We start from the raw sequence: 23,287 nt of genomic DNA, 5'->3' as shown, positions 1-23,287 counted from the left end.
ACGATACGCACGCCGTCGGCTCGTAGATCTCGCCGATCGCCCCGGCGGGCGTCCGCACCGTGCCGGGCGTGACCGTGCCGAGCGGGTGTCGAGGACGCGCGACCGGGCCGACCCTGACAGCGGTGGTGTCATGATCGGGCCATGACGTACGAGCTGGGGCAGGGCACCGGGCCGTTGCGGGGCGTGCGGGTGGTCGAGGTCGCCGGCATCGGGCCCGGCCCGCACGCGTGCATGATCCTGGCCGACCTCGGCGCCGACGTGATCCGCATCGACCGGCCGGGTGGCGGGATGTTCGCGATGGGAGCCAAGGACGTGATGGCCCGCGGCCGGGCGAGCGTGGCCCTCGACCTCAAGCACCCCGACGCGGTCGCCACCGTGCTCGACCTGGTCGAGCAGGCCGACGTCCTCGTCGAGGGGATGCGCCCGGGCGCGATGGAGCGCCTCGGGCTCGGCCCCGACACGTGTCACGCCCGCAACCCGCGCCTGGTCTTCGCGCGGATGACCGGCTGGGGCCAGGACGGCCCGTGGAGCGGGGCGGCCGGGCACGACATGAACTACGTCGCGATCAGCGGCGCGCTCCACGGCCTGGGCCAGGACCGCGACCGGCCGCACTTCCCGAGCAACCTCCTCGGCGACTTCGGCGGTGGCTCGACCTACCTCGTCATCGGCGTCCTCGCCGCGCTCCTCGAGGCGCGCGCCAGCGGACGCGGCCAGGTGGTGGACGCCGCGATCGTCGACGGCACCGCCCACCTCAACGCGATGGCCTCGACCTTCGCCGCGATCGGCCTCGCCACCGACACCCGCCGCTCGGGCCTGCTCGACGGCGGCACGCCGTGGTACGACCTCTACGAGACCGCCGACGGCCGGCACGTGAGCGTCGGCGCGCTCGAGCCGCAGTTCTGGGCCGCGCTCGTCGAGCGCGTCGGCGTCGACCTGCCCGACCGCGACGACCCGGCCAACCACGCCGAGATCCGGGACGCGCTGACCCGGCGGTTCAAGGAGCGCACGCAGGCCGAGTGGTGCGAGGTCTTCGACGGCACGGACGCCTGCGTCGCGCCCGTCGTACCCCTGTCCGAGGCCCCCGCCCACCCCCACCTCGCCGCGCGCGGCACCTTCGTCGAGCGTGACGGGGTCACCCAGCCGGCGCCCGCGCCGCGCTTCTCGCGCACCGCCCCCACCCTGGGCCTCGCGCCGGCGCTGCCGGGGCAGCACACCCGTGAGGCGCTCGAGGCGTGGGGCGTACGCGATGTCGACCGGCTGCTCGCCGACGGCGCGGCGGCGCAGGCGTGAGGCCCTTCCTCTTCCTCGGCACCCGCGCGGAGGACGACGTCGCCCAGCAGGAGTACGACGCGGTGCTGGCCGGCTGCGGCCTGCGCCCCGACGAGCTGGTGCGCGTCCGGCTCGAGGCCGAGCCGCTCGGCGAGGTCGACCTCGCCGCGTGGTCCGGGATCATCCTCGGCGGCGGCCCCTTCAACGTCTCCGACCCCGAGGACGTGAAGTCGCCGGCGCAGCGCCGGGCCGAGGCCGAGCTGCACCGGCTCGCCGAGCGGGCGGTCGCGGCCGACTTCCCGTTCCTCGGCGCCTGCTACGGCATCGGGGTGCTCGGCACTCTGGGCGGCGGCGTCGTCGACCGGACGTGGGGCGAGCCCATCGGCGCCCTGCCCGTGGGGCTCACCGAGGCCGGCCGCGCCGACCCCCTGTTCGGTGTGATGCCGGCGGAGTTCCTGGCCTACCTCGGTCACAAGGAGGCGGTCTCGCGGCTGCCCGACGGCGCGGTGCTGCTCGCCTCGACGCCCACCTGCCCCGTCCACGCCTTCCGGATCGGACGCCACGTCTACGCCACGCAGTTCCACCCCGAGCTCGACGCCGTCGCGATCTGCGACCGCATCGACGCCTACAGCGCCCACGGCTACTACGAGCCGCACGAGCAGGAGCACCTCAAGTCGGCCGCCCGCGAGGCGATGGTCGCCGAGCCGGTGCGGCTGCTGGCCAGGTTCGTCGAGCTCCACGCCCGCGCCTGAGCCCGTCTCTGGGAGGGTGAGGCGGTGGACGTCGACACGCACCCGGTCGCGGCGCGCCGCGCGCGCCTCGCCGTGCCGGTGGTCGTCGTCGCCCAGCTGCTCGGCACGTCGCTGTGGTTCAGCGCCAACGCCGCGGCCGCCGACCTCCGCGAGGTCTGGGACCTGACCGACGCGGGCCTGGGCAGCCTCACCGTCGCCGTGCAGTCGGGCTTCGTCCTCGGCACGCTCCTCGCGGCGGTGACCAGCCTGCCCGACCGCTTCCCGGCGAGCCGGATCTTCGCGGTCGCCTGCGTGCTCGGCGCGGGCAGCAACGCCGGCTTCGCGCTGCTCGCCGACGGCACGGCCGAAGGGGTGGCGTGGCGGTTCGTCACCGGACTCAGCCTGGCCGGCATCTACCCGCTGGGGATGAAGCTCGTCGTCTCCTGGTCCCCCGACCGCGCCGGCGAGGCGCTCGGCTGGCTCGTCGGCATGCTCACCCTCGGCACCGCCCTCCCGCACCTGATCACCTCGCTCGGCCTCGGCTGGCAGTGGCGGGCCGTCGTCCTCACCTCCTCGGTGCTGGCCCTCGCGGCCGGCGTCGTGGTGCTGCTGCTCGGCGACGGGCCCCACCTGCCGCGCGGAGGTGCCGCCGGGCTGCGCCCCGGCGCCGTGCTCCAGGCGTTCCGGGTGCGGGGCTACCGGGGTGCGGCGCTGGGCTACTTCGGGCACATGTGGGAGCTCTACGCCTTCTGGACCCTCGTGCCGCTGCTGCTGCTCGACCTCCTCGGCGACCGCGGCACGACCCTCAACGGCTGGGCGTTCGCGGTGATCGGGGCGGGGGCGCTCGGGTCGGTCGCCGGGGGCTGGTGGAGCCGGCGCGTCGGCGGCGTACGCGTGGCCGCGACCGCGCTGTCCGTCTCCGGCGCCGCCTGCCTGCTCTACCCGCTGGTCGCGCGCGCCCCGGTCGCGCTCGCGCTGGCGCTGCTGCTCGTGTGGGGCGCCGCGGTCGTCGCCGACTCGGCCCAGTTCTCCGCACTGTCGGCCCGGGCGTGCCCGCCCCACCTCGTGGGCAGCGCGCTCGCCATCCAGAACGGCCTGGGCTTCGGCCTCACCATCGGTGCCATCGCGCTGACCGTCGCGCTGGTCGGCGACCTCGGGCCGCTGGTGTCGCTGCTCCTGCTGCCCGGCCCGGTGCTCGGGCTCGCGGCGATGGCGCGCAACCTGCGCTGACCTGTCACTCGTGGTCACGCCCTGGGCCCGCGTCACCTACCCTCGGGACGTGAGCAGTGGCGAGCACGTCGACGTGCTGATCATCGGGGCCGGGCTGTCGGGCATCGGCGCGGCCGCGCACCTGGCCACCGACCTGCCGCAGACGACGTACGCCGTGTGGGAGCGGCGCGACGCCAGCGGCGGCACGTGGGACCTCTTCCGCTACCCGGGCGTGCGCTCCGACTCCGACATGCACACGCTGGGCTACCGCTTCCGGCCGTGGCGCGGCGACACGGCGCTGGCCGACGGCGCCTCGATCCTGGCCTACCTGCGCGACACCGCGCGCGAGCACGGCGTCGACCGCCACATCCGCTACGGGCACCGCGTCGTCGCGGCGGACTGGGACTCGAGCGCCGCACGGTGGACGGTGACCGCCGAGGTCGACGGCGAGCGGCGCACCATCACCGCCGGCTTCCTCTGGGCGTGCAGCGGCTACTACGACTACGACGCCGGCCACGCCCCGCACTTCGAGGGACAGGAGCGCTTCGGCGGCCGGCTCGTGCACCCGCAGCGCTGGCCCGACGACCTCGACCACACCGGCAAGCGCGTGGTCGTGATCGGCTCGGGCGCCACCGCCGTCACCCTCGTGCCCGCCCTCGCCGACACGGGCGCCGCGCACGTCACCATGCTGCAGCGCTCGCCGACCTACGTCCTCCCCGTGCCGGCCACGGACGGGGTGAAGGGGCGGCTGACCAGGCTGGTGGGGGAGGACCGCTCCTACGTCGTGACCCGCTGGAAGAACATCGCGCTGCAGGCCGCGCTCTACCGCGCGAGCCGCCGCCGCCCCGACCTCGTGCGCCGCTTCGTGCGCCGGGTCAACGTGGCGCAGCTGCCGGCCGGCTACGCCGTCGACACCCACTTCAACCCGGTTTACGACCCGTGGGACCAGCGGATGTGCCTGGTGCCCGACGGCGACCTGTTCCGGGCCATCGGCGACGGACGCGCGGAGGTCGTCACCGACCGCATCGCCACCTTCACCGAGACCGGCGTGGAGCTGGAGTCGGGGCGGCGGCTCGAGGCCGACGTGGTCGTGACGGCCACCGGCCTGTCGCTGCAGGTCTTCGGCGGCGCCGAGCTCAGCGTGGACGGCGAGACCGTCGAGCCCCGCGACACGATGGCCTACCGGGCGATGATGCTGTCCGGGGTGCCCAACTTCGCCTTCACGATCGGCTACACCAACGCCTCCTGGACGCTCAAGGCCGATCTCGTCAGCGAGTACGTCGTCCGGCTGCTGACGCGGATGCGCGCCACCGGGGAGCGCTCGGTGGTGCCGGTGCGCGACCCGTCGGTCGAGGAGGTCCCGCTGATGGACTTCGACGCGGGCTACATCCAGCGGGTGGTCCACACGCTGCCGCGCCAAGGCACCGTCGCCCCGTGGACGCTGCGGCAGAGCTACCTCCACGACGCCCGCACGATCCGCCGCGCGCCCCTCGACGACGGGGTCCTGGACTGGTCGTGAGTGCCGCTTTCATGGAAGCGCTCTCACATTCCGGATCGGTTTCGTCCGCAAGCCGTTGACAGGTCATGTGACCGTCGTCATAGTTGCTGGCGGACGGAAGTGGAAGCGCTCTCACACCGCTCACGTCCACCTCCGGCCGGGCGACCAGCCCGGCACCCCGCAGGACGGCAGGAGTGCAGTGGTGCAGACAGCAAGCAGGACCCAGCGGACCCGGCGGGTGCGACTCGCCTCGAGCGCACTGATGGCGCTCACCCTCGCGACGACCGCGGCCGCGTGCAGCAACGACGACGACTCCGACGGATCGAGCGCCGATGGCGCGACCACGATCACCGTCGCGACGTTCAACGAGTTCGGCTACGAGGACCTCATCGAGGAGTGGAACGCCGACAACGACGACATCAAGATCAAGCAGGTCAAGGTCGGCACCTGGGACGACGCCAAGGCCAACCTCTACACCAAGCTCGCGGCGGGCTCCGGCCTCTCCGACATCGAGGCGATCGAGGGCGACGCGATGCCCGCGATCATGGCCGAGAGCGGCGCCTTCGTCGACCTCACCGACCCCGAGCTCGAGGGCCGCTGGCTCGACTGGAAGGCCGAGGCCGGCACCAACGCCGACGGCCAGATGATCGGCTACGGCACCGACGTCGGGCCGGAGAGCATCTGCTACCGCGCCGACCTGTTCAAGAAGGCCGGCCTGCCCACCGACCGCGAGGAGGTGGCCAAGCTGATGGGGACGTGGGACGACTACTTCGCGACCGGCGAGAAGTTCGTCAAGGCGATGCCCGGCACCGCGTGGTACGACTCCTCCGGCGCGCTCGCGCAGGCGATGCTCAACCAGGTCGAGTACCCGTTCGAGACCGACGAGGCCACCATCGACGTGGACAACCCCGAGCTCCAGGCGGTGTGGACCGCCGTCACCGACAACATCGAGAGCGGGCTGTCGTCCAAGATCCCGCAGTGGAGCGACGACTGGACCGCGCAGTTCCAGGACGACGGCTTCGCCACGATCGCCTGCCCCGGCTGGATGATGGGCATCATCGAGGGCAACTCCGAGGGCGTCGAGGGATGGGACATCGCCAACGTCTTCCCCGGCGGTGGCGGCAACTGGGGCGGCTCGTTCCTCACCGTCCCGGCGCAGGGCGACAACATCGAGGAGGCCAAGGAGGTCGCCGCCTGGCTGACCGCCCCCGAGCAGCAGGCCAAGGCGTTCGAGGCCGTGGGTGCGTTCCCCAGCCAGGTCGAGGCGCAGGACGCCCCGGAGGTCAAGGAGGCGGTCAACGAGTTCTTCAACGACGCGCCCATCGGCACCATCACGGCCGAGCGCGCGGCGGCGATCACGGTGCAGCCGTTCAAGGGCCCGAAGTACTCCGACATCCTCTCCGCGTTCCAGGCCGCCATCCTGCGCGTCGACGACGGCTCGCAGGACCCCGACACGTCGTGGGAGCAGTTCCTGACCGACGTCGAGGCCCTGGGCTGACCCGGCCCCGGGCACCCCACCACCCGATCGGCGAGACGTGACCACTCATCTCCCCACCCGGGGCGACGGCACCGAGCAGGTGCCGTCGTCCCGGGCCCGGCTCCCGGCCGGCCGCGACCCCGGGCGGCGCCCGCGGCCGTGGAGCCACCGGCTGAGCCGGCTCGACGTGGCGCTCTCGCCCTACCTCTACATCGCCCCGTTCTTCATCGTCTTCCTCGTGGTCGGCATGTTCCCGCTGGCCTACACCGCGTGGGTGTCGGTGCACGACTGGAGCCTGCTCGGCGGCCAGGGCGACTTCGTCGGCCTCGGCAACTACCGCGAGGTCATCGACAACCCCTACTTCACCAAGCAGCTGGTCAACACGATCAGCATCTTCCTGATCTCCTCGGTGCCGCAGATCCTGCTCGCGCTCGTGGTGGCCGCCCTGCTCGACAACCAGCTGCGGGCGCGCACGACGTGGCGGATGAGCATCCTGCTGCCGTTCGTCGTCTCGCCCGTGGCCGTGGCGATCATCTTCGGCAGCCTCTACGGCGACCGCTACGGCCTGGTCAACGAGCTCCTCGGCATGGTCGGCATCGACCCGATCGCGTGGCACACCGACCGGCTCGCCAGCCACGTCGCGATCGCGACGATGGTCAACTGGCGCTGGACCGGCTACAACGCGCTGATCTTCCTGGCCGCGATGCAGGCCGTGCCCCGCGACCTCTACGAGTCGGCCGCGATCGACGGAGCCGGCCGGGTGCGCCAGTTCCTGTCCATCACCGTGCCGATGATCCGGCCCACGATGGTCTTCGTCATCATCACCTCCACCATCGGAGGTCTCCAGATCTTCGCCGAGCCCCGCCTCTTCGACGACACCGCGGCCCGCAACGGAGGCAGCGACCGGCAGTTCGGCACCATCACGATGCTGATCTACGACTTCGGCTGGCAGCTGCGCGACCTCGGCCGCGCCTCGGCCACGGCCTGGCTGCTGTTCCTCGTGATCTGCGTCTTCGCCATCGGCAACTTCCTGGCCATCCGCCGCTTCGGCACCCGGGGAGGATCCCGATGAGCCGGCGCCCGGGGTTCCTCGTCTACGGGCTGCTGGCCGCGTTCGCGCTCGGCTCGGCCGCACCGCTCTACTGGTCGTTCCTGCTGGGCTCGCAGACCAAGGAGGTGGCCGCCCAGGGCATCCCGCCGCTGCTCCCGGGCGGCCACTTCATCGACAACGCGCAGCGCGCGCTCGACTCCATCCCCTTCTGGAAGGCGCTGGGCAACAGCCTGCTCGTCTCGACCGTCACCGCGTGCTCGGTGGTCTTCTTCTGCACCCTCGCCGGCTACGCCTTCGCCAAGCTCCGCTTCCGGGGCAACGGGCCGCTGATGGTCATGGTCGTCGCGACGATGGCCGTGCCCACCCAGCTCGGCGTCGTCCCGCTGTTCATCCTGATGTCCAAGCTGGGGTGGGCGGGCAGCATCTGGTCGGTCGTCATCCCCTGGCTGGTGACCGCCTTCGGGGTGTTCTTCATGCGCCAGTACCTCGTCGACGCGGTGCCCGACGAGCTGATCGAGGCCGCGCGGATGGACGGGTGCTCGCAGATCCGCACCTTCCTCACGGTCGCCGTCCCGGCGGCGCGACCCGCCGCGGCGATCCTGTGGCTGTTCACCTTCATGCAGGTGTGGACCGACTTCTTCTGGCCGCTGATCGCCCTGCCGTCGGACAACCCCACCATCCAGGTGGCGCTCAACCAGCTGCAGAGCGGGTACTTCAAGGACTTCAGCATGGTCCTCGCCGGGACCACCCTGGCCACCGTCCCGCTCCTCGTCCTGTTCGTCGTCGCCGGTCGCCAGCTCGTGACCGGGATCATGCAAGGAGCCGTCAAGGGATGACCATCCACACCACGCCCGCCGCCACGCCCGCCGCCACCGCCATCGACACCGAGGCCGCACGCTTCCCGACCGACTTCGTCTGGGGCATGGCGACCGCGTCCTACCAGATCGAGGGCGCCGTCGCCGAGGACGGACGTACGCCGTCGATCTGGGACACGTTCTCCCACATCCCCGGTGCGGTGCTCAACGACGACACCGGCGACGTGGCCTGCGAGCACTACCACCGGATGCCCGACGACGTGGCCCTGCTGGCCGACCTCGGTGCGACGTCCTACCGCTTCTCCGTCGCGTGGCCGCGGGTGCGACCCGACGCCGGTCCGGTCAACGCAGCGGGGCTCGCCTTCTACGACCGGCTCGTCGACGAGCTGCTGTCGCACGGGATCGCGCCGTGGCTGACGCTCTACCACTGGGACCTGCCGCAGGTGATCGAGGACGCCGGCGGGTGGACCAACCGCGACACCGCCCACCGGTTCGTCGATCACGCCATCGCCGTGCACGACGCCCTGGGCGACCGGGTGCCGACCTGGACCACCCTCAACGAGCCGTGGTGCTCCTCCTTCCTCGGCTACACCGCGGGCCACCACGCCCCCGGACGCCAGGAGGGGGCCGCGGGCCTGATCGCGGCCCACCACCTGCTGCTCGCGCACGGGCTCGCGACGCAGGAGCTGCGCAGCCGGGGCGTCGACCGGCTCGGGCTCAGCCTCAACTTCACCGTCCCCGACCCGAGCGACCCGAGCGACCCGGTCGACGTCGACGCCGCGCGGCGCATCGACGGCCTGCACAACCGGTTCTTCCTCGACCCGGTCTTCCGCGGCGCCTACCCCGCCGACGTGCTCGACGACACGGCCGCGCTGACCTGGCAGGGCCGGCCGTGGCTCGACGTGGTGCGCGACGGCGACCTCGACGTGATCTCGTCCCCGATCGACGTCCTGGGCGTCAACTACTACCACGGCAACGAGGTGTCGGGTCACCCGCGCACGGACGTCGTCGGCCTCGGTGCCGACCACCCCGAGCGGGTGGCGCTCTCGCCGTTCCCCGGCTCCGAGCACGTCACGTTCCCCAGCCGCGGGCTGCCGCTCACCGACATGGGGTGGGAGATCCAGCCCGACGGCCTGCACCGCCTGCTGCGGCGCCTGCACGACGACTACCCCCGCCTGCCGATCTACCTCACCGAGACCGGCGCGGCGTTCGCCGACGCCCCCGACTCTCAGGGCCGGGTCCACGACCCCGACCGGATCGCGTTCCTCGACTCCTACCTGCGCGCGGTGCACCGCGCCATCGAGGAGGGCGTCGACGTGCGCGGGTTCTTCCACTGGTCGTTCTGCGACAACTTCGAGTGGGCCTTCGGCTACGCGAAGCGCTTCGGCCTGGTCCACGTCGACTACGCCACCCAGCGGAGGACGCCGAAGTCCAGCGCCCACTGGTACGGCGAGCTGGCCCGCTCCGGGAGCCTGCCGCCACCGGTGGGCGGGGCGCACTAGCGTGGCGCGCGTGTCGTCGTCGCGGAGTGCCGCCAGCGCCGGCCAGCCCACCCTCGACGAGGTGGCCCGGGTCGCCGGCGTCTCGCGCGCCACGGCCTCCCGCGCGATCAACGGCGGCCAGCGCGTCAGCGCGCGTGCCCAGTCGGCGGTCGAGACGGCGGTCCGCACACTCGGCTACGTCCCCAACCCGGCGGCGCGCAGCCTGGTCACCCGGCGCACCGACTCGATCGCGGTGGTCGTGCCCGAGCCCGACGACCGGGTCTTCTCCGACCCGTTCTTCGCCGGCACCCTGCGCGGGGTGACCCGCGTGCTCGGCGAGCGCGACATCCAGCTCGTGCTGCTGCTCGCCCGGCCGGGCGCCTCGAGCACGCGCACCCTGCGCTACCTCACCAACCGGCACGTCGACGGCGCGCTCGTCGTCTCCCACCACCGCGACGACCGGCTCGCCGAGCACCTCGCCGACATCGGCCTGCCCTGCGTCTTCGGCGGCCGGCCCTGGACCGGCGGCGACCGCGTCGCCTACGTCGACGTCGACAACGTGGCGGGGGAGTGCGAGGCCACCGAGCTGCTCGTGGCCCGCGGCTGCACGCGCATCGGCACCATCGCCGGGCCCTCCGACATGACGGCCGCGGAGGACCGTGTCGTCGGGTGGCGCCAGGCCATGGCAGCGGCCGGGTTGGCCGCCGACGCGATCGAGCACGGCGACTTCACCGAGGCGAGCGGCGAGGCGGCCACCCGTCTGCTGATGCAGCGCCACCCCGACCTCGACGGTCTCGTCGTCGCCTCGGACCTGATGGCCGCGGGTGCGTTGAAGGTGCTCGCCGAGCTCGGGCGCCGGGTGCCCGACGACATCGCCGTCGTCGGCTTCGACGACCTCGGCGTCGCCGAGCGCACCACGCCGGCGCTGACCACCGTGCGGCAGCCGGTCGACGAGATGGCCGAGCGCGCGACGCGCCTGCTGCTCGAGTGCGTCGACGACCCCGCCTCCGGCCGTCCGATGCGGCTGATCATCCCCCCGACACTGGTCCGCCGCGCCAGCGCCTGAGCCGCGCGGCGTACCGCGGTCCCTTGCGGTCAGGCCAACGAGGCCAGCAGCTGGTCGACCCGGCGGCGGATCTCGTCGCGGATCGGCCGCACAGCCTCGATCCCCTGCCCGGCGGGGTCGTCGAGGCGCCAGTCCTCGTAGCGAGTGCCGGGGAAGAACGGACAGGCGTCGCCGCACCCCATCGTGACGACGACGTCGGAGGCGCGCACGTCGGCCTCGTCGAGGACCCGCGGCTGGTGGCGCGCGATGTCGATGCCGACCTCGGCCATCGCCGCTACGGCGACCGGGTTGATCGACGACGCCGGCGCCGACCCGGCCGAGAGCACCTCGACCCGGTCGCCGGCGAGGTGACGCAGCCAGCCGGCGGCCATCTGCGAGCGGCCGGCGTTGTGCACGCAGACGAACAGCACGCTGGGAGTGGTCATCGTCGGCTCCTCGGCACGATCGGGTCGGGTGCGGGATCGGGTGCCGGGCCCGGCGCCCAGTCGGCGAAGCGGCCACGCAGGGCCAGGCTGACGTGGACGAGGCCGACGAGCACGGGCACCTCGATGAGCGGGCCCACGACACCGGCCAGCGCCTGGCCGGACGTGACGCCGAACGTCGCCACGGCCACCGCGATGGCCAGCTCGAAGTTGTTGCCCGCCGCGGTGAACGCCAGCGTCGTGGTGCGCTCGTACGACATCTCGAGCACGCGGCCGAGCAGGAAGCCGCCGCCCCACATCAGGGCGAAGTAGGCGAGGAGCGGCAGCGCGATGCGCGCCACGTCGAGGGGCCGGCTGGTGACCTGCTCACCTTGGAGGGCGAAGAGGAGGACGATCGTGAAGAGCAGCCCGACCAGCGCCCAGGGACCGACCCGCGGGAGGAACGCCGCCTCGTACCACTCCCGGCCGCGGAGGCGCTCGCCGTAGGTGCGCGAGAGCCAGCCGAGCAGCAGCGGCACGCCGAGGAAGACCAGCACCGACTTCGCGACCTGCCACGTGGACACGTCGAGGGCGGCCCCCTCCAGTCCCAGCCAGACGGGCAGCGCCTCGAGGTAGAACCAGCCGAGGCCGGCGAAGGCGACCACCTGGAAGACCGAGTTGAGGGCCACCAGCACCGCGGCGGCCTCGCGGTCACCGCACGCGAGGTCGTTCCAGATGACGACCATCGCGATGCAGCGGGCCAGGCCGACGATGATCAGTCCGGTGCGGTAGTCCGGGAGGTCGGGGAGCAGCAGCCACGCCAGCGCGAACATCAGCGCCGGCCCGAGCACCCAGTTGAGGACAAGGGAGGCGACGAGCAGGCGCCGGTCGGAGGTGACCGTGTCGAGGCGGTCGTAGCGCACCTTCGCCAGGACGGGATACATCATCACCAGCAGGCCGATCGCGATCGGCAGCGAGATCCCGTCGACCTCGACGGCCGACAGCGCGTCGTCCAGGCCGGGCACCGAGCGGCCGAGGAGGAGCCCGGCGGCCATGGCGAGGCCGATCCACAGGGGCAGGAGGCGGTCGAGCGTCGAGAGCCCGCCGCCCGCGCGGTCGGGCGTGCTCACGCGTCCCCGCCGATGAGGGCCGCGAGGTCGGCGAGCACCTCGCGACGCACGGCGTAGTAGACCCACACGCCGCGCTTGCTGCGCTCGAGCAGGCCGGCGTCGTGCAGCACCTTGAGGTGGTGGCTGATGGTCGGCTGGGAGAGGTCGAAGGCGTCGTTGAGGTCGCACACGCAGGCCTCGCCGCCCTCGCTGGCGGCGACGATCGAGACCAGGCGCAGGCGCACCGGGTCGGCGAGCGCCTTGAGCAGCGGCGCGACCCCCTCGGCCCGGTGGGCCGACAGCGGCTCGCGCACCAGCGGCGAGCAGCAGGCGACGGTCTCGACGGGGCTCAGGGTCAGCTCGGACTTCGACACGAGTCAATATTGACAGATGTCGATGTCTACGGCAATCTCGACCCATCGACATCCATCAATATCTCAAGGAGCACCCCATGTCCCGCCTACAGCTCGCGCTCAACGTCGACGACCTCGAGGCGTCGATCGCCTTCTACTCCACGCTCTTCGGCACCGAGCCGCACAAGGTCCGCCCGGGCTACGCCAACTTCGCGGTGGCCCACCCGCCGCTCAAGCTCGTCCTGGTGGAGAACGCCGGGCAGGGCGGGAGCATCAACCACCTCGGCGTCGAGGTCGAGGACGTCGACGCCGTGGACTCCGAGCTGACCCGCCTCGCGGCGGCCGGCTTCGCGACGACCGAGGAGCGCGACACCACCTGCTGCTACGCCAAGCAGGACAAGTTCTGGGTGCAGAACACGCCCGACGGGGAGCGCTGGGAGGTCTACACGATCACCGACGACGCACCGGTCCCCGCTGTGGAGGAGCGGGTCGAGGAGGCCGTCGACGGGGGCGCCGTCTGCTGCGCCTGACGCGTCGCGCGACAGCCGGCCGGGACGAACGAGGCGAGCGTCACCGCGCGGGAAATTCACACGAACACCATCCGCACCGGTAGCGTGGGTCTCTCAGACGCCCGGCCGGTCTTGCCCCGGGCGCAGGTCCTTGCGGACCTTTCCTCACTTCTGAGGCACGTACGCCGCGTACGTCCGTTCCACGCACATCGCGGCTCACGGTGGCGAGACGCCAACCGAAAGCAGTCACATGAACTTCGCCGCCCTCGGCGTTCCGTCCTCGCTCGCGCAGATCCTCGAGCAGCAGGGCATCACCACTCCCACCCCGATCCAGGCCGCGACGCTGCCTGACAGCCTCGCCGGTCGCGACGTCCTCGGCCGCGGCCGCACCGGCTCCGGCAAGACGTACGCGTTCCTGCTCCCGCTCGTGGCCCGCCTCGACGCGTCGAAGATGCCGGCCATGCCGCGCAAGCCGCGCGCGCTGATCCTGGCGCCGACGCGCGAGCTCGTCGGCCAGATCCACGCCGCCCTCGTCCCGCTCGCCAAGGCCGCCGGCCTGTCGACCGTCGTGGTCTACGGCGGCGTCGGCCAGAACCCCCAGGTCACCGCGCTGAAGAAGGGCGTCGACGTCGTCATCGCCTGCCCCGGGCGCCTCGAGGACCTGATGGGCCAGGGCTACGCCGACCTCTCCGCCGTCGAGATGACGATCCTCGACGAGGCCGACCACATGGCCGACCTCGGCTTCCTGCCGGGCGTGCGCCGCATCATGGACAAGACCCCGCAGTCGGGTCAGCGCCTGCTCTTCTCGGCCACGCTCGACAAGGCGATCGACGTGCTGGTCAAGCGCTTCCTGACCAACCCCGTCACCCACGAGGCCGACTCGGCGCAGTCGCCGGTCTCCACGATGCACCACCACGTGCTGCACCTCTCGCGCGAGCAGCGGGTGCCGGTGCTGGTCGACCTCACGTCGGCCCCGGGCCGCACGGTGGTCTTCACCCGCACCAAGTACGGCGCCAAGGCGCTGGCCCGCCAGCTCAACAAGTCGGGCGTGCCCAGCGTCGAGCTGCACGGCAACCTGTCGCAGAACGCCCGCACCCGCAACATGGAGGCCTTCCACGCCGGCCACGCCACCACGCTGGTCGCGACCGACATCGCCGCGCGCGGCATCCACGTCGACGACGTCGCCCTCGTGGTCCACGCCGACCCGCCGGTCGAGCACAAGGCCTACCTCCACCGCTCGGGCCGTACGGCGCGCGCGGGCAACGAGGGCACCGTCATCACCTTGATGACCGACGAGCAGGTGCGCGACGTGCGCGACCTGACCCGTCTGGCCGGCATCAAGCCGACCACCACCAAGGTCAACGGCCCCAGCCACCCGATGCTGGTCCAGCTCGCTCCCGGTGAGCGGACCCTCGTCCCCGGCGGTCTCGTGGTCGAGACCCCGACCGGTGCCGGCGCCCAGGGCGCTCGCGCCGGCGGCGGTGGCGGTGGCCGCAACAGGTCGCGTGGTCGCGGCAGGAGCAGCGGCCAGGGCGGCAGCGGTCAGGGTGGCCAGGGCGGCCAGCGCCGCTCCTCCGCCGCGTCCGGCGGGCAGTCGGCCAAGGGCGGCCAGTCCTCCGGCGGTCAGCGCCGGGGCCGCAGCGGCGGCTCGGGCGGCGGCGCCTCGGCCGGCACCTCGCAGGGCGGTCGCGCGCACAGCGCGTCGTCGTTCAGCCGCGGTCGCTGACCTGGCGCTCGGCCCCCCGACGGTTCATCACGGTATGTCGCTGAACCTGCGCTTCCCTCGCTGAATTCGCCGTGGGAGGTGCAGGTCGGCCTGCATACCTTGATGAACCAACGCCGCCCTGGGCCCTGAGTCTCCCTGAGACTCACCGTCCACCGACGGCCTCGATCCACCGCCACTGGCCCGTGAGTCCCTCAGGGACTCACGGGCCAGTGTGCTGTCCGGAATGCCCGGCCGGCCCCGGTGGTTCACGCTTCAACCAACCAAGGAGGGCGGACCCATGGCCGACTTCGACTTCTCCGTGCTCGGTACGCGCGAGCACCCCACGCTGGGCCTCGACACGTTCGGCGACGCCCCGCTCGAGGGCGCCCCGTGCAACCACCCGGAGACGCTCCGCCAGGTCGTCGCCGAGGCGGTGCTCGCCGACCGGGTCGGCGTCGACTACATCGGCCTCGGCGAGCACCACCGCCCCGACTTCGCGATCTCCGCCCCCGACGTCGTGCTCGCCGCGATCGCCGGGCAGACCGAGCGGATCCGCCTCGGCACCGGCGTGACCGTGCTGTCCTCCGACGACCCGATCCGCGTCTACCAGCGCTTCGCCACCCTGGACGCCGTGTCGGGCGGGCGGGCCGAGGTGCAGCTCGGGCGCGGCTCGTTCATCGAGTCCTTCGGCCTCTTCGGTCTCGAGCTCTCCGACTACGACCGGCTCTTTGCCGAGAAGCTCGACCTCTTCGCCGCGCTGCAGGACGAGGGCCCGGTGACCTGGGAGGGCACCGTCCGGCCGCCGCTCTCCGCCCAGCGCGTCTACCCGACCACGGCGGCCGGCCGCGTGCCGGCGTGGATCGGCGTCGGCGGCACACCGCAGTCGGTGGTGCGCGCCGCGCAGTACGGCATGCCGCTGATGCTGGCGGTGATCGGCGGCTCGCCCGCGTCGTTCGTCCAGCTCGCCGAGCTCTACCGCGAGGCGCTCGGGCGCATGGACCTGCCCGAGCTGCCGATCGGCATGCACTCCCCGGGCCACGTCGCCGCCACCGACGACGAGGCGCGCGAGCAGCTCTACCCCCACCAGGCCGAGCTCTACACCCGGCTGGGCCGCGAGCGCGGCTGGCCGCCCTACTCCCGCATCCAGTTCGAGCAGGCCGCCGCGCCGCAGGGCGCGCTGTTCGTCGGCTCGCCGGAGACGGTCGCGCAGAAGATCGCCTGGGCGGCGCGGACGCTGGGGCTCTCCCGCTTCCAGCTGAAGTACTCCGTCGGCGGGCTCGCGCACGAGCACCGCATGGAGTCGGTGCGCCTCTACGGCGAGGAGGTCGTGCCGCGGGTGCGCGAGCTCCTCGCGTCGTCCTAGCCCGAGTGCGCCCGGCCGCGCTGGCAGCGCCCTCCTAGGCTGGCCGACATGCGCTCCTGGATCCAGCGGTCGCTGTGGGACGTGGTCCCGCGCGACCAACGCGACACCGCCGCCGCCTTCCGCCGGCGGCAGGTCGTCGCGGCGGTCGTCGTGCTCGTCGGGGCGGTCGTCCTGGGCTGGTCGTTGCGCCTCGAGCCGGGCGGCAGCACGTTCTACGTCGCCGCGGTCGTGCTGGCCGGCGTCTGGGCGGCCGGCGCGTTCCTGTCCGGCCGGCTCCACCTCGGCCGGATCGCCGGCGACGGCGAGGTGTTCATCCGGCCGATCCTGGCGCCGATCATGCTCGGGCTGCTGATGGTCGGGGTCTTCGTCCTCGGCGCGCTGGTGGTGCGCGAGATCGACCCGCTGGCGACCTACGTCAGCTCGGTCCTGGAGTACGCCGACCAGGGCTCGCTGACGCTGCTGGCCGCCATCACGTTCGTCAACGGCATCGCCGAGGAGCTGTTCTTCCGGGGCGCGATGTACGCCGCGATCCCGCGTCACCCGGTCCTGTGGACCACGCTCGCCTACGTCGTGGCGACGCTGGCCACCGGCAACGTGATGCTGGCCTTCGCCGCCATCCTGCTCGGCACGGTCTGCGGCCTGGAACGACGGGCCAGCGGCGGCGTGCTGGCGCCGATCCTGACCCACATCACCTGGTCGCTCTCGATGCTGTTCCTGCTACCGCTGCTCTTCTGAGGCCGCCCGCTCGGCCAGCGCCCGGCGCACCGACTCGCGGTAGGACAGCGGCTCCCCGGGCACGACGTCGCGGATCGAGGTGTCGCGCACGACCACCTCGGTCGACATCGAGTCGATGAGGTTGCGCCCGGTCGTGGCGTCGACGTCGGTGACCAGCGCCAGCCAGTACGACGACAGCCGCGGCGTCAGCACGGGCACCACCACGATGGGGATGCGGCGTCCGCCGGCCGCCTCGGCGGCCACCCTCATCATGTCGAGGTAGGTGAGCTGCTCGGTGCCGCCGATCTCGAAGACCCGGCCGAGGGCGTCGGGATGGTCGACGACCCCGGCGAGGTAGCGCACGACGTCGTCGATGGCGATCGGCTGGGTGCGCGTCGCGACCCACCTGGGCACCACCATGGCGGGCAGGTTCTTGACGAGCTGGCGGGTCATCTCCCACGAGATGCCGCCGTGGCCCACGACGATCGCCGCGCGCAGCACGGTCACCGGCACGCCGTCGCGAGCCAGCAGCTCCTCGACCTCGCGGCGCGAGCGCAGGTGGGCGGACAGCTGGTCGCCGTCGTCGCCGAGACCGCCCATGTAGACGATCTGCCGCACCCCGGCCGCCGCCGCGGCGGCGCTGAAGCTGCGCGCCGCGTCGGCGTCCTTGCGCTCGAAGTCGGGGTCGTCGAGGGAGTGGACGAGGTAGATCGCCACGTCCACGCCGCGCAGCGCCTCGTCGAGCGACGCGCGGTCGCCGACGTCGGCCCCGACCGGCTCGCCCGGGCCGTCGTACGACTCCGGGCGCCGGGTCATCGCCCGGACGTCGTGGCCGGCGTCGATCAGGGCGGGGACCAGGCGGCGGCCGATGAAGCCGGTGGCGCCGGTGACGAGGACGGTGGCCATGCGGCCATGCTGTCAGGCGGGTCCTGACCCGCCGGTCGATCGAGCCGAGGCGCGGGCCGCGCGGCGGGCGTCGAGCCGCGCCATCGCCGGGGTCGCGGTGACGCCGTGCAGCAGCACCGACGCGATCACCGTGAAGGCGACCGTCGACCACAGCCACGCCTCACCCGGCACGTGCTCGTGGCTGACGGCGTAGCCGAGGTAGAACAGCGACCCCACGCCCCGGACCCCGAAGAACGACACGGCCGCCATCTCCCCGCGGTTGAGGCCCCCGTCGAGGTGCTCGCTGCGGGGCAGCACGCCCACGGCGATCCAGCCGGCGAGGGGGCGTACGACGAGGACGAGTCCCAGGCCCACGGCCACGCCGCGCCAGTCGAGGTGCTCGAGGAGCCCACGGGTCATCGCCATGCCCAGCACCAGCAGCACGAGCAGGGTCATCAGCCGCTCCAGGCGCTCGACGACCCCGTGCATCGCGCGCTGGTAGGAGTGGCCGCGGTGGGTGGCGCGCAGGCTCATCGCGCACACGAAGACGCCGAGGAAGCCGTAGCCGCCGACCACCTCCGTGGCGCCGTACGCCGCGAGCAGCGCGGCGAGCGCCAGCATCGGCTCCCCGTGGTCGGCGAGCCGGAGCGAGTCGCTGCGGGAGCGGAAGGCCTGCCGGCCCAGCAGCCATCCGATCGCGAGGCCCACCACGACGCCGATGGCGATCTTGCCGAGGACGTACCAGCCGAGCCAGGCGCCCGCGTCCGCGAGGCCGAACCCGCCGGCGAGCAGCAGCAGGGCGAGGTGCACGAAGGGGAAGGCGAGGCCGTCGTTGAGCCCGGCCTCCGCGGTCAGCGAGAACCGGATGTCGTCGTCCTCGTCGTCGCGGCGCGTCGGGCCGGGACCCTCGCCGTCGTCGACGTCCTCGGTCAGCGGCTCGCCGACCTGCACGTCGGAGGCGAGCACCGGGTCGGTGGGCGCGAGCGCGGCGCCGAGGAGCAGGGCGACGGCCGGCACCAGCCCGGCGACCCACCAGCCGATCAGCGCGACGCCGAGGATGGTCAGCGGCATGGCGACCAGCAGCAGCCGCCACACCGGCGACCAGGACAGCCACGAGCGCCACGACCGGGGATCGAAGCGGCGGTCGATCGCCAGGCCGACGCCCATCAGCGAGACCAGCACCGTGAACTCGGTGACGTGGGTGATCAGGGTGTGGTGGTCCTGCGGGTCGAGGCTCACCGAGTCGTCGATCGGCAGCAGGCCGATGGCCATGCCGAGGGCGACGAGCACCATGGGCGGCGACACCGGGACCCGGTGGACCAGCTGGGGCAGGACGATCGCGAGGAGCAGGGACAGGCCGAGCAGGAGGTAGACCGCCCCGCCCGTCATCGCGGCCGCCTGCCGTCGTACGCCGCCTGGCTCTCGTCGATCGCCTGCTCGTAGGCCGTCACCAGTCCCGCGATCGTGAGCGGCTTGAGCCGGTGGATGAACTCGCGCAGCTGCTCGGCGGTGTAGCCGGCCTCGCGGAACTGGGGCCAGACCTTGGTGCGCACGATCTCGGAGAGCTCCTCGGCGACCTGGCGCCCGTGGGCGGCGTAGACCTCCGCGACGGCCGCGGCGGCCTCGGGGGAGATGCCCATCCCCGACAGGCCGCCGGGGACGTCGACGTCGCGGTCGCCGGTGACCGGCGCGAGGAGCGAGAGGTGGCGCGCGATGTCGGACGGCGTGGCGGTGGCCGGGATCTGTTCGACGTAGCGCTCGATCGCCGACAGCGTGAAGCCGTGGCCCTGCAGCTCGCGCACGAGCTCGAGCCGGGCGACGTGGTCGGGGCCGTAGTAGCCCGAGCGGCCGCGGCGCACGGGCGGCGGCACGAGGCCGCGGGAGGCGTAGAAGCGCACGTTGCGCGCGCTGACGCCGGTGCGCTCGGTGAGCTGGTCGAGGGTGAGCAGCTCGTCGTCGCGCCGCGTCGGCTGGTCGGCGTGCAGCTCGGTCTCCACCGGACCATCCTCTCGTCTGCGGCGGTGTCGCCGGAGACCCCGTGGGGTGGGTGACCCGCGCCACACCTGTTGGACTGTGACAGTAATGGTGTCACAATCGGCCGCATGGCAGAAGCATTCGTCTACGACCACATCCGCACACCTCGCGGCCGCGGCAAGGCCGTCGGCACGCTCCACGAGGTGAAGCCGGTCGACCTGGTCGTCGGACTCCTCGACGAGCTCAAGACCCGCAACCCCACGCTCGACCCTAGCCGCGTCGACGACGTCGTGCTCGGTGTCGTGACCCCCATCGGCGACCAGGGCGGCGACATCGCCAAGACCGCCGCGCTCAAGGCCGGCTACCCCGAGACCGTCGCCGGCGTGCAGCTCAACCGCTTCTGCGCCTCCGGGCTGGAGGCCGTCAACCAGGCCGCGCAGCGGGTGCGCTCCGGCTTCGAGGACCTCGTCCTGGCCGGTGGCGTCGAGTCGATGAGCCGCGTGCCGATGGGCAGCGACGGCGGCGCCTGGGCGATGGACCCGGCGACCGCGCTGCAGACCGGCTTCGTGCCGCAGGGCATCGGCGCCGACCTGATCGCGACCATCGAGGGCTGGGGTCGTGAGGACGTCGACGCCTACGCCGCCGAGTCGCACCACCGGGCCGCCAAGGCCTGGGCCAACGGCTACTTCGACCGCTCCGTGGTCCCGGTCAGGGACCTCGCCGGCGTGACCGTGCTCGACCGCGACGAGACCGTGCGCCCCGACACGTCGGTCGAGGGGCTCGCCGGGCTCCGCCCGTCGTTCGCGCAGATCGGCCGCGACGCCGGCTTCGACGACGTCGCGCTCGAGAAGTACCACTGGGTCCCCGCGATCGACCACGTGCACCACGCCGGCAACTCCTCCGGCATCGTCGACGGCGCCGCCATCGTCGCGATCGGCACCGAGGAGGTCGGGACGTCGCTCGGCCTGACCCCGCGGGCGCGGATCATCTCGACCGCCGTCTCGGGCGCCGACCCCACGATCATGCTCACCGGTCCCGCGCCCGCTGCGCGCAAGGCGCTGGCCCGGGCCGGCCTCGAGGTCGACGACATCGACCTCTGGGAGATCAACGAGGCGTTCGCCGCCGTCGCGATGCGCTTCATGCGCGACATGGGCATCAGCCACGACGTCACCAACGTCAACGGCGGCGCGATCGCGATGGGCCACCCCCTCGGCGCCACCGGCGCGATGATCCTCGGCACCCTCGTCGACGAGCTCGCCCGCCGCGACCAGAAGCGCGGCCTCGCCACGCTGTGCGTCGGTGGCGGGATGGGCATCGCCACCATCGTCGAGCTCGTCTGAGCCGCGCCTCCTCCTGCCCCTCCTCGCTCCGCCAGACAGGACCTCCGCATGAGCACCGCCAGCACCGAGACCCAGACCGCCGTCCGCTACGACCGCGACGCCGACGGCATCGTCACCCTGACGCTCGACGACCCCACCGCCAGCGCCAACACGATGAACGAGCTCTACCTGTCGTCGATGGAGGCCGCGGTCCAGCGGCTCTACGACGAGCAGGACGACGTCGTCGGCGTCGTGCTGACCAGCGCGAAGAAGACCTTCTTCGCCGGCGGCAACCTCAAGAGCATGATGAAGGCGACGCCCGACGACGCGGCGGAGATCTTCTCGATGGCCGAGGCGATCAAGGCCAGCCTGCGCCGTCTGGAGACGTTCCCGCGCCCCGTCGTCGCGGCCATCAACGGCGCCGCGCTCGGCGGCGGCCTCGAGATCGCGCTCGCGGCCAACCGCCGCATCGCCGTCGACGACCGGTCGGTCAAGATCGGGCTGCCCGAGGCGTCGCTCGGCCTGCTGCCCGGCGGCGGCGGGGTCACCCGCGTCGTACGCATGCTCGGCCTGCAGACCGCGCTGATGGACGTCCTCATGCCGGGCACCCAGTTCAATCCTCAGGGGGCGCTCGCCAAGGGGCTCGTCGACGAGCTCGTCGCGACCCGCGAGGAGCTCGTCCCGGCCGCCCGGGCCTGGATCCTGGAGCACCGCGACGACGAGGACGCAGCGAAGAACCCGTGGGACCGGGCGGGCTACAAGATGCCCGGCGGCACCCCGCGCACCCCGGCGCTCGCGCAGTTCCTGCCGGCGTTCCCGGCGCTGCTGCGCAAGCAGACCAAGGGCGCGGTCTACCCCGCCCAGCGCGCGATCATGAGCGCCGCGGTCGAGGGGGCGCAGGTCGACGTCGACACCGCCTCGCGCATCGAGAGCCGCTACTTCACCAGCCTGGTGGTCAGCCAGCAGGCCAAGAACATGATGCAGGCGTTCTTCTTCGACCTGCAGGCGATCAACTCCGGCTCGCTGCGCCCGCAGGGCGTCGAGAAGTGGCAGGCCACCAAGGTCGCCGTGCTCGGCGCCGGGATGATGGGCGCCGGCATTGCCTACTCCTGCGCCCGCGCCGGCATGCAGGTCGTGCTCAAGGACGTCTCCCTCGAGGCGGCCGAGAAGGGCAAGGCCTACACCGCCGGCCTCAACGCCAAGGGCGTGGAGCGCGGCAAGATCACCCAGGAGAAGGCCGACGAGCTGCTCGGCCGCATCACGCCCACCGCCGACGCCGCCGACCTGGCCGGCTGCGACCTGGTGATCGAGGCGGTCTTCGAGGACCCGTCGCTCAAGGCCACGGTGTTCGCCGAGGTGGCGTCCTTCGTCGAGCCCGACGCGCTGCTGTGCTCCAACACCTCGACGCTGCCGATCACCGAGCTGGCCAAGGGCGTCGACCGCCCGGCCGACTTCATCGGCCTGCACTTCTTCAGCCCGGTCGACAAGATGCCGCTCGTCGAGATCATCCGCGGCGCGGAGACCTCCGACGTCGCGCTCGCCAAGGCGTACGACGTCGTGCAGCAGATCCGCAAGACGCCGATCGTGGTCAACGACTCGCGCGGCTTCTACACCTCGCGCGTGATCGGCACCCAGATCAACGAGGGCCTCACCATGCTGGCCGAGGGCGTCAACCCGGTCTCGCTGGAGCGGGCGGCGACGTCGGCCGGCTTCCCGGTCGGTCCGCTCCAGATCAGCGACGAGCTCAACCTCGAGCTGATGAAGAAGATCCGCGTCGCCAACGAGGCGGCGTGGCGGGCCGAGGGCAAGGACGTCTCCGCCGACCCCTCGTCCGCGGTCGTCGACACGATGCTCGCGCTCGGTCGCCCGTCGCGGCTCAAGGGCGCCGGGTTCTACGACTACGACGAGGCCGGCAAGCGCACGGGCCTGTGGCCCGGACTCGCCGAGACGTTCCCGGTCGCCGAGGAGCAGCCCCCGATCCGCGACGTGCGCGACCGGATGCTGTTCATCGAGGCGCTCGAGACCGCGAAGTGCTTCGAGGAGGGCGTGATCACCTCGGCCGCCGCGGCCAACATCGGCTCGATCATGGGCATCGGCTTCCCCGCCCTGACCGGCGGAGCGGCCCAGTTCATGACCGGCTGGCAGGCGCTGGACGACACCGGCCACGGCGTCGGCCCCGTCGGGCTCCCGGCCTTCTGCGACCGTGCCGACGAGCTCGCCGACACCTACGGCGAGCGCTTCCGCCCGACCGCCTACCTCCGCGACCTCGCGGCGCAGGGCGGCTCCTTCCCCGCCTGACCCCGGGCTGGGTCGAGTGGGCGCGTCCTGACGTTCAGACAGGGTCGAGTCGGCGCGTCC

Annotated in this window: 21 protein-coding genes; 15 read left to right on the top strand and 6 right to left on the bottom strand. The window is 72.6% G+C overall.

Features of this window, described 5'->3' with window-relative positions; translation table 11 throughout:
• The first annotated feature begins 141 nt into the window (after positions 1-141).
• The 9 genes from AC54T2_RS03395 to AC54T2_RS03355 all read left to right on the top strand — a co-directional run bounded on the left by AC54T2_RS03395 (position 142) and on the right by AC54T2_RS03355 (position 10,597).
• Positions 142-1,290 (top strand): CaiB/BaiF CoA transferase family protein, encoded by a 1,149-nt coding sequence (locus AC54T2_RS03395; protein ID WP_496665522.1) that lies wholly within the window; start codon positions 142-144, stop codon positions 1,288-1,290.
• Positions 1,287-2,021: a glutamine amidotransferase gene (locus tag AC54T2_RS03390; RefSeq protein ID WP_186339513.1), complete on the top strand. Its 735-nt coding sequence runs from the start codon at positions 1,287-1,289 to the stop codon at positions 2,019-2,021. The genes AC54T2_RS03395 and AC54T2_RS03390 overlap by 4 nt, the downstream gene beginning before the upstream one ends.
• Before the next feature lie 24 nt (positions 2,022-2,045).
• On the top strand, positions 2,046-3,230 hold the full coding sequence (locus AC54T2_RS03385) for an MFS transporter (protein ID WP_496665521.1): 1,185 nt from the start codon (positions 2,046-2,048) through the stop codon (positions 3,228-3,230).
• 49 nt (positions 3,231-3,279) lie between these two features.
• Positions 3,280-4,728, top strand: coding sequence for a flavin-containing monooxygenase (locus tag AC54T2_RS03380; protein WP_496665520.1), 1,449 nt, complete (start codon positions 3,280-3,282; stop codon positions 4,726-4,728).
• Positions 4,729-4,909: 181 nt separating this feature from the next.
• A complete protein-coding gene (locus AC54T2_RS03375; protein WP_206054681.1) occupies positions 4,910-6,205 on the top strand; it encodes an ABC transporter substrate-binding protein in 1,296 nt (431 codons plus the stop codon).
• 37 nt (positions 6,206-6,242) lie between these two features.
• On the top strand, positions 6,243-7,256 hold the full coding sequence (locus tag AC54T2_RS03370) for a carbohydrate ABC transporter permease (RefSeq protein ID WP_241005253.1): 1,014 nt from the start codon (positions 6,243-6,245) through the stop codon (positions 7,254-7,256).
• Positions 7,253-8,071, top strand: a complete 819-nt coding sequence (locus AC54T2_RS03365) for a carbohydrate ABC transporter permease (RefSeq protein WP_186339510.1) — start codon at positions 7,253-7,255, stop codon at positions 8,069-8,071. The genes AC54T2_RS03370 and AC54T2_RS03365 overlap by 4 nt, the downstream gene beginning before the upstream one ends.
• Positions 8,068-9,552, top strand: a complete 1,485-nt coding sequence (locus AC54T2_RS03360) for a GH1 family beta-glucosidase (RefSeq protein ID WP_496665519.1) — start codon at positions 8,068-8,070, stop codon at positions 9,550-9,552. Before AC54T2_RS03365 ends, AC54T2_RS03360 begins: the two co-directional genes overlap by 4 nt.
• Positions 9,553-9,562: 10 nt before the next feature.
• Positions 9,563-10,597 (top strand): LacI family DNA-binding transcriptional regulator, encoded by a 1,035-nt coding sequence (locus AC54T2_RS03355; protein ID WP_186339508.1) that lies wholly within the window; start codon positions 9,563-9,565, stop codon positions 10,595-10,597.
• Between the two features lie 29 nt (positions 10,598-10,626).
• Here the strand turns inward: AC54T2_RS03355 and AC54T2_RS03350 are convergent, their stop codons facing one another.
• Genes AC54T2_RS03350 through AC54T2_RS03340 form a run of 3 tightly spaced genes read right to left on the bottom strand, consistent with a single transcriptional unit; the run spans position 10,627 to position 12,481 of the window.
• Positions 10,627-11,022 (bottom strand): arsenate reductase ArsC, encoded by a 396-nt coding sequence (locus tag AC54T2_RS03350; protein WP_186339507.1) that lies wholly within the window; start codon positions 11,020-11,022, stop codon positions 10,627-10,629.
• Positions 11,019-12,128 carry an ACR3 family arsenite efflux transporter gene (gene arsB / locus AC54T2_RS03345; protein WP_186339506.1) on the bottom strand — a complete coding sequence of 370 codons (1,110 nt, stop codon included), beginning with the start codon at positions 12,126-12,128 and terminating at the stop codon, positions 11,019-11,021. Before arsB ends, AC54T2_RS03350 begins: the two co-directional genes overlap by 4 nt.
• Complete coding sequence (locus AC54T2_RS03340) at positions 12,125-12,481, bottom strand: ArsR/SmtB family transcription factor (RefSeq protein WP_186339505.1); 357 nt, start codon at positions 12,479-12,481, stop codon at positions 12,125-12,127. Before AC54T2_RS03340 ends, arsB begins: the two co-directional genes overlap by 4 nt.
• A gap of 77 nt (positions 12,482-12,558) precedes the next feature.
• Between AC54T2_RS03340 and AC54T2_RS03335 the strand changes: the two genes are divergently transcribed.
• From AC54T2_RS03335 to AC54T2_RS03320, 4 genes are all read left to right on the top strand, one after another.
• Positions 12,559-12,990: an ArsI/CadI family heavy metal resistance metalloenzyme gene (locus AC54T2_RS03335; protein WP_186339504.1), complete on the top strand. Its 432-nt coding sequence runs from the start codon at positions 12,559-12,561 to the stop codon at positions 12,988-12,990.
• Between the two features lie 229 nt (positions 12,991-13,219).
• On the top strand, positions 13,220-14,695 hold the full coding sequence (locus tag AC54T2_RS03330; protein WP_496665518.1) for a DEAD/DEAH box helicase: 1,476 nt from the start codon (positions 13,220-13,222) through the stop codon (positions 14,693-14,695).
• A gap of 277 nt (positions 14,696-14,972) precedes the next feature.
• On the top strand, positions 14,973-16,037 hold the full coding sequence (locus tag AC54T2_RS03325; RefSeq protein ID WP_496665517.1) for an LLM class flavin-dependent oxidoreductase: 1,065 nt from the start codon (positions 14,973-14,975) through the stop codon (positions 16,035-16,037).
• 48 nt (positions 16,038-16,085) lie between these two features.
• Positions 16,086-16,772, top strand: coding sequence for a CPBP family intramembrane glutamic endopeptidase (locus tag AC54T2_RS03320; RefSeq protein WP_496665516.1), 687 nt, complete (start codon positions 16,086-16,088; stop codon positions 16,770-16,772).
• On the opposite strand, the gene AC54T2_RS03315 is transcribed toward AC54T2_RS03320, so the two are convergent.
• From AC54T2_RS03315 to AC54T2_RS03305, 3 genes are read right to left on the bottom strand one after another with little or no spacing between them, the layout of a single operon-like run.
• The gene (locus tag AC54T2_RS03315) at positions 16,755-17,657 is read right to left on the bottom strand and encodes an NAD(P)H-binding protein (protein ID WP_489976295.1); all 903 of its coding nucleotides are present in this window, start codon (positions 17,655-17,657) and stop codon (positions 16,755-16,757) included. The two genes, AC54T2_RS03320 and AC54T2_RS03315, sit on opposite strands and share 18 nt — an antisense overlap.
• A gap of 12 nt (positions 17,658-17,669) precedes the next feature.
• Complete coding sequence (locus tag AC54T2_RS03310; RefSeq protein ID WP_186339499.1) at positions 17,670-19,025, bottom strand: cation:proton antiporter; 1,356 nt, start codon at positions 19,023-19,025, stop codon at positions 17,670-17,672.
• A complete protein-coding gene (locus AC54T2_RS03305) occupies positions 19,022-19,633 on the bottom strand; it encodes a MerR family transcriptional regulator (protein ID WP_489976294.1) in 612 nt (203 codons plus the stop codon). The genes AC54T2_RS03310 and AC54T2_RS03305 overlap by 4 nt, the downstream gene beginning before the upstream one ends.
• Positions 19,634-19,738: 105 nt before the next feature.
• Here AC54T2_RS03305 and AC54T2_RS03300 point away from each other — a divergent pair, with 105 nt between their 5' ends.
• Positions 19,739-20,950, top strand: coding sequence for an acetyl-CoA C-acetyltransferase (locus AC54T2_RS03300; protein WP_186339498.1), 1,212 nt, complete (start codon positions 19,739-19,741; stop codon positions 20,948-20,950).
• 48 nt (positions 20,951-20,998) lie between these two features.
• A complete protein-coding gene (locus AC54T2_RS03295) occupies positions 20,999-23,227 on the top strand; it encodes a 3-hydroxyacyl-CoA dehydrogenase NAD-binding domain-containing protein (protein ID WP_496665515.1) in 2,229 nt (742 codons plus the stop codon).
• Positions 23,228-23,287 lie beyond the last annotated feature (60 nt).

Source organism: Nocardioides sp. Z35_8 (assembly GCF_059621125.1).
This window is presented reverse-complemented; position numbering and strand designations above follow the sequence as displayed.

What these genes read in the sequence shown, in the direction of transcription:
- AC54T2_RS03360 (WP_496665519.1), top strand. Translation starts at nt 8,068, where the DNA reads ATGACCATCCACACCACGCCCGCCGCCACGCCCGCCGCCACCGCCATC.
- AC54T2_RS03335 (WP_186339504.1), top strand. Translation starts at nt 12,559, where the DNA reads ATGTCCCGCCTACAGCTCGCGCTCAACGTCGACGACCTCGAGGCGTCG.
- AC54T2_RS03325 (WP_496665517.1), top strand. Translation starts at nt 14,973, where the DNA reads ATGGCCGACTTCGACTTCTCCGTGCTCGGTACGCGCGAGCACCCCACG.
- AC54T2_RS03315 (WP_489976295.1), bottom strand. Translation starts at nt 17,657, where the DNA reads ATGGCCACCGTCCTCGTCACCGGCGCCACCGGCTTCATCGGCCGCCGC.
- AC54T2_RS03330 (WP_496665518.1), top strand. Translation starts at nt 13,220, where the DNA reads ATGAACTTCGCCGCCCTCGGCGTTCCGTCCTCGCTCGCGCAGATCCTC.
- AC54T2_RS03350 (WP_186339507.1), bottom strand. Translation starts at nt 11,022, where the DNA reads ATGACCACTCCCAGCGTGCTGTTCGTCTGCGTGCACAACGCCGGCCGC.
- AC54T2_RS03395 (WP_496665522.1), top strand. Translation starts at nt 142, where the DNA reads ATGACGTACGAGCTGGGGCAGGGCACCGGGCCGTTGCGGGGCGTGCGG.
- AC54T2_RS03365 (WP_186339510.1), top strand. Translation starts at nt 7,253, where the DNA reads ATGAGCCGGCGCCCGGGGTTCCTCGTCTACGGGCTGCTGGCCGCGTTC.
- AC54T2_RS03310 (WP_186339499.1), bottom strand. Translation starts at nt 19,025, where the DNA reads ATGACGGGCGGGGCGGTCTACCTCCTGCTCGGCCTGTCCCTGCTCCTC.
- AC54T2_RS03320 (WP_496665516.1), top strand. Translation starts at nt 16,086, where the DNA reads ATGCGCTCCTGGATCCAGCGGTCGCTGTGGGACGTGGTCCCGCGCGAC.
- AC54T2_RS03300 (WP_186339498.1), top strand. Translation starts at nt 19,739, where the DNA reads ATGGCAGAAGCATTCGTCTACGACCACATCCGCACACCTCGCGGCCGC.
- AC54T2_RS03295 (WP_496665515.1), top strand. Translation starts at nt 20,999, where the DNA reads ATGAGCACCGCCAGCACCGAGACCCAGACCGCCGTCCGCTACGACCGC.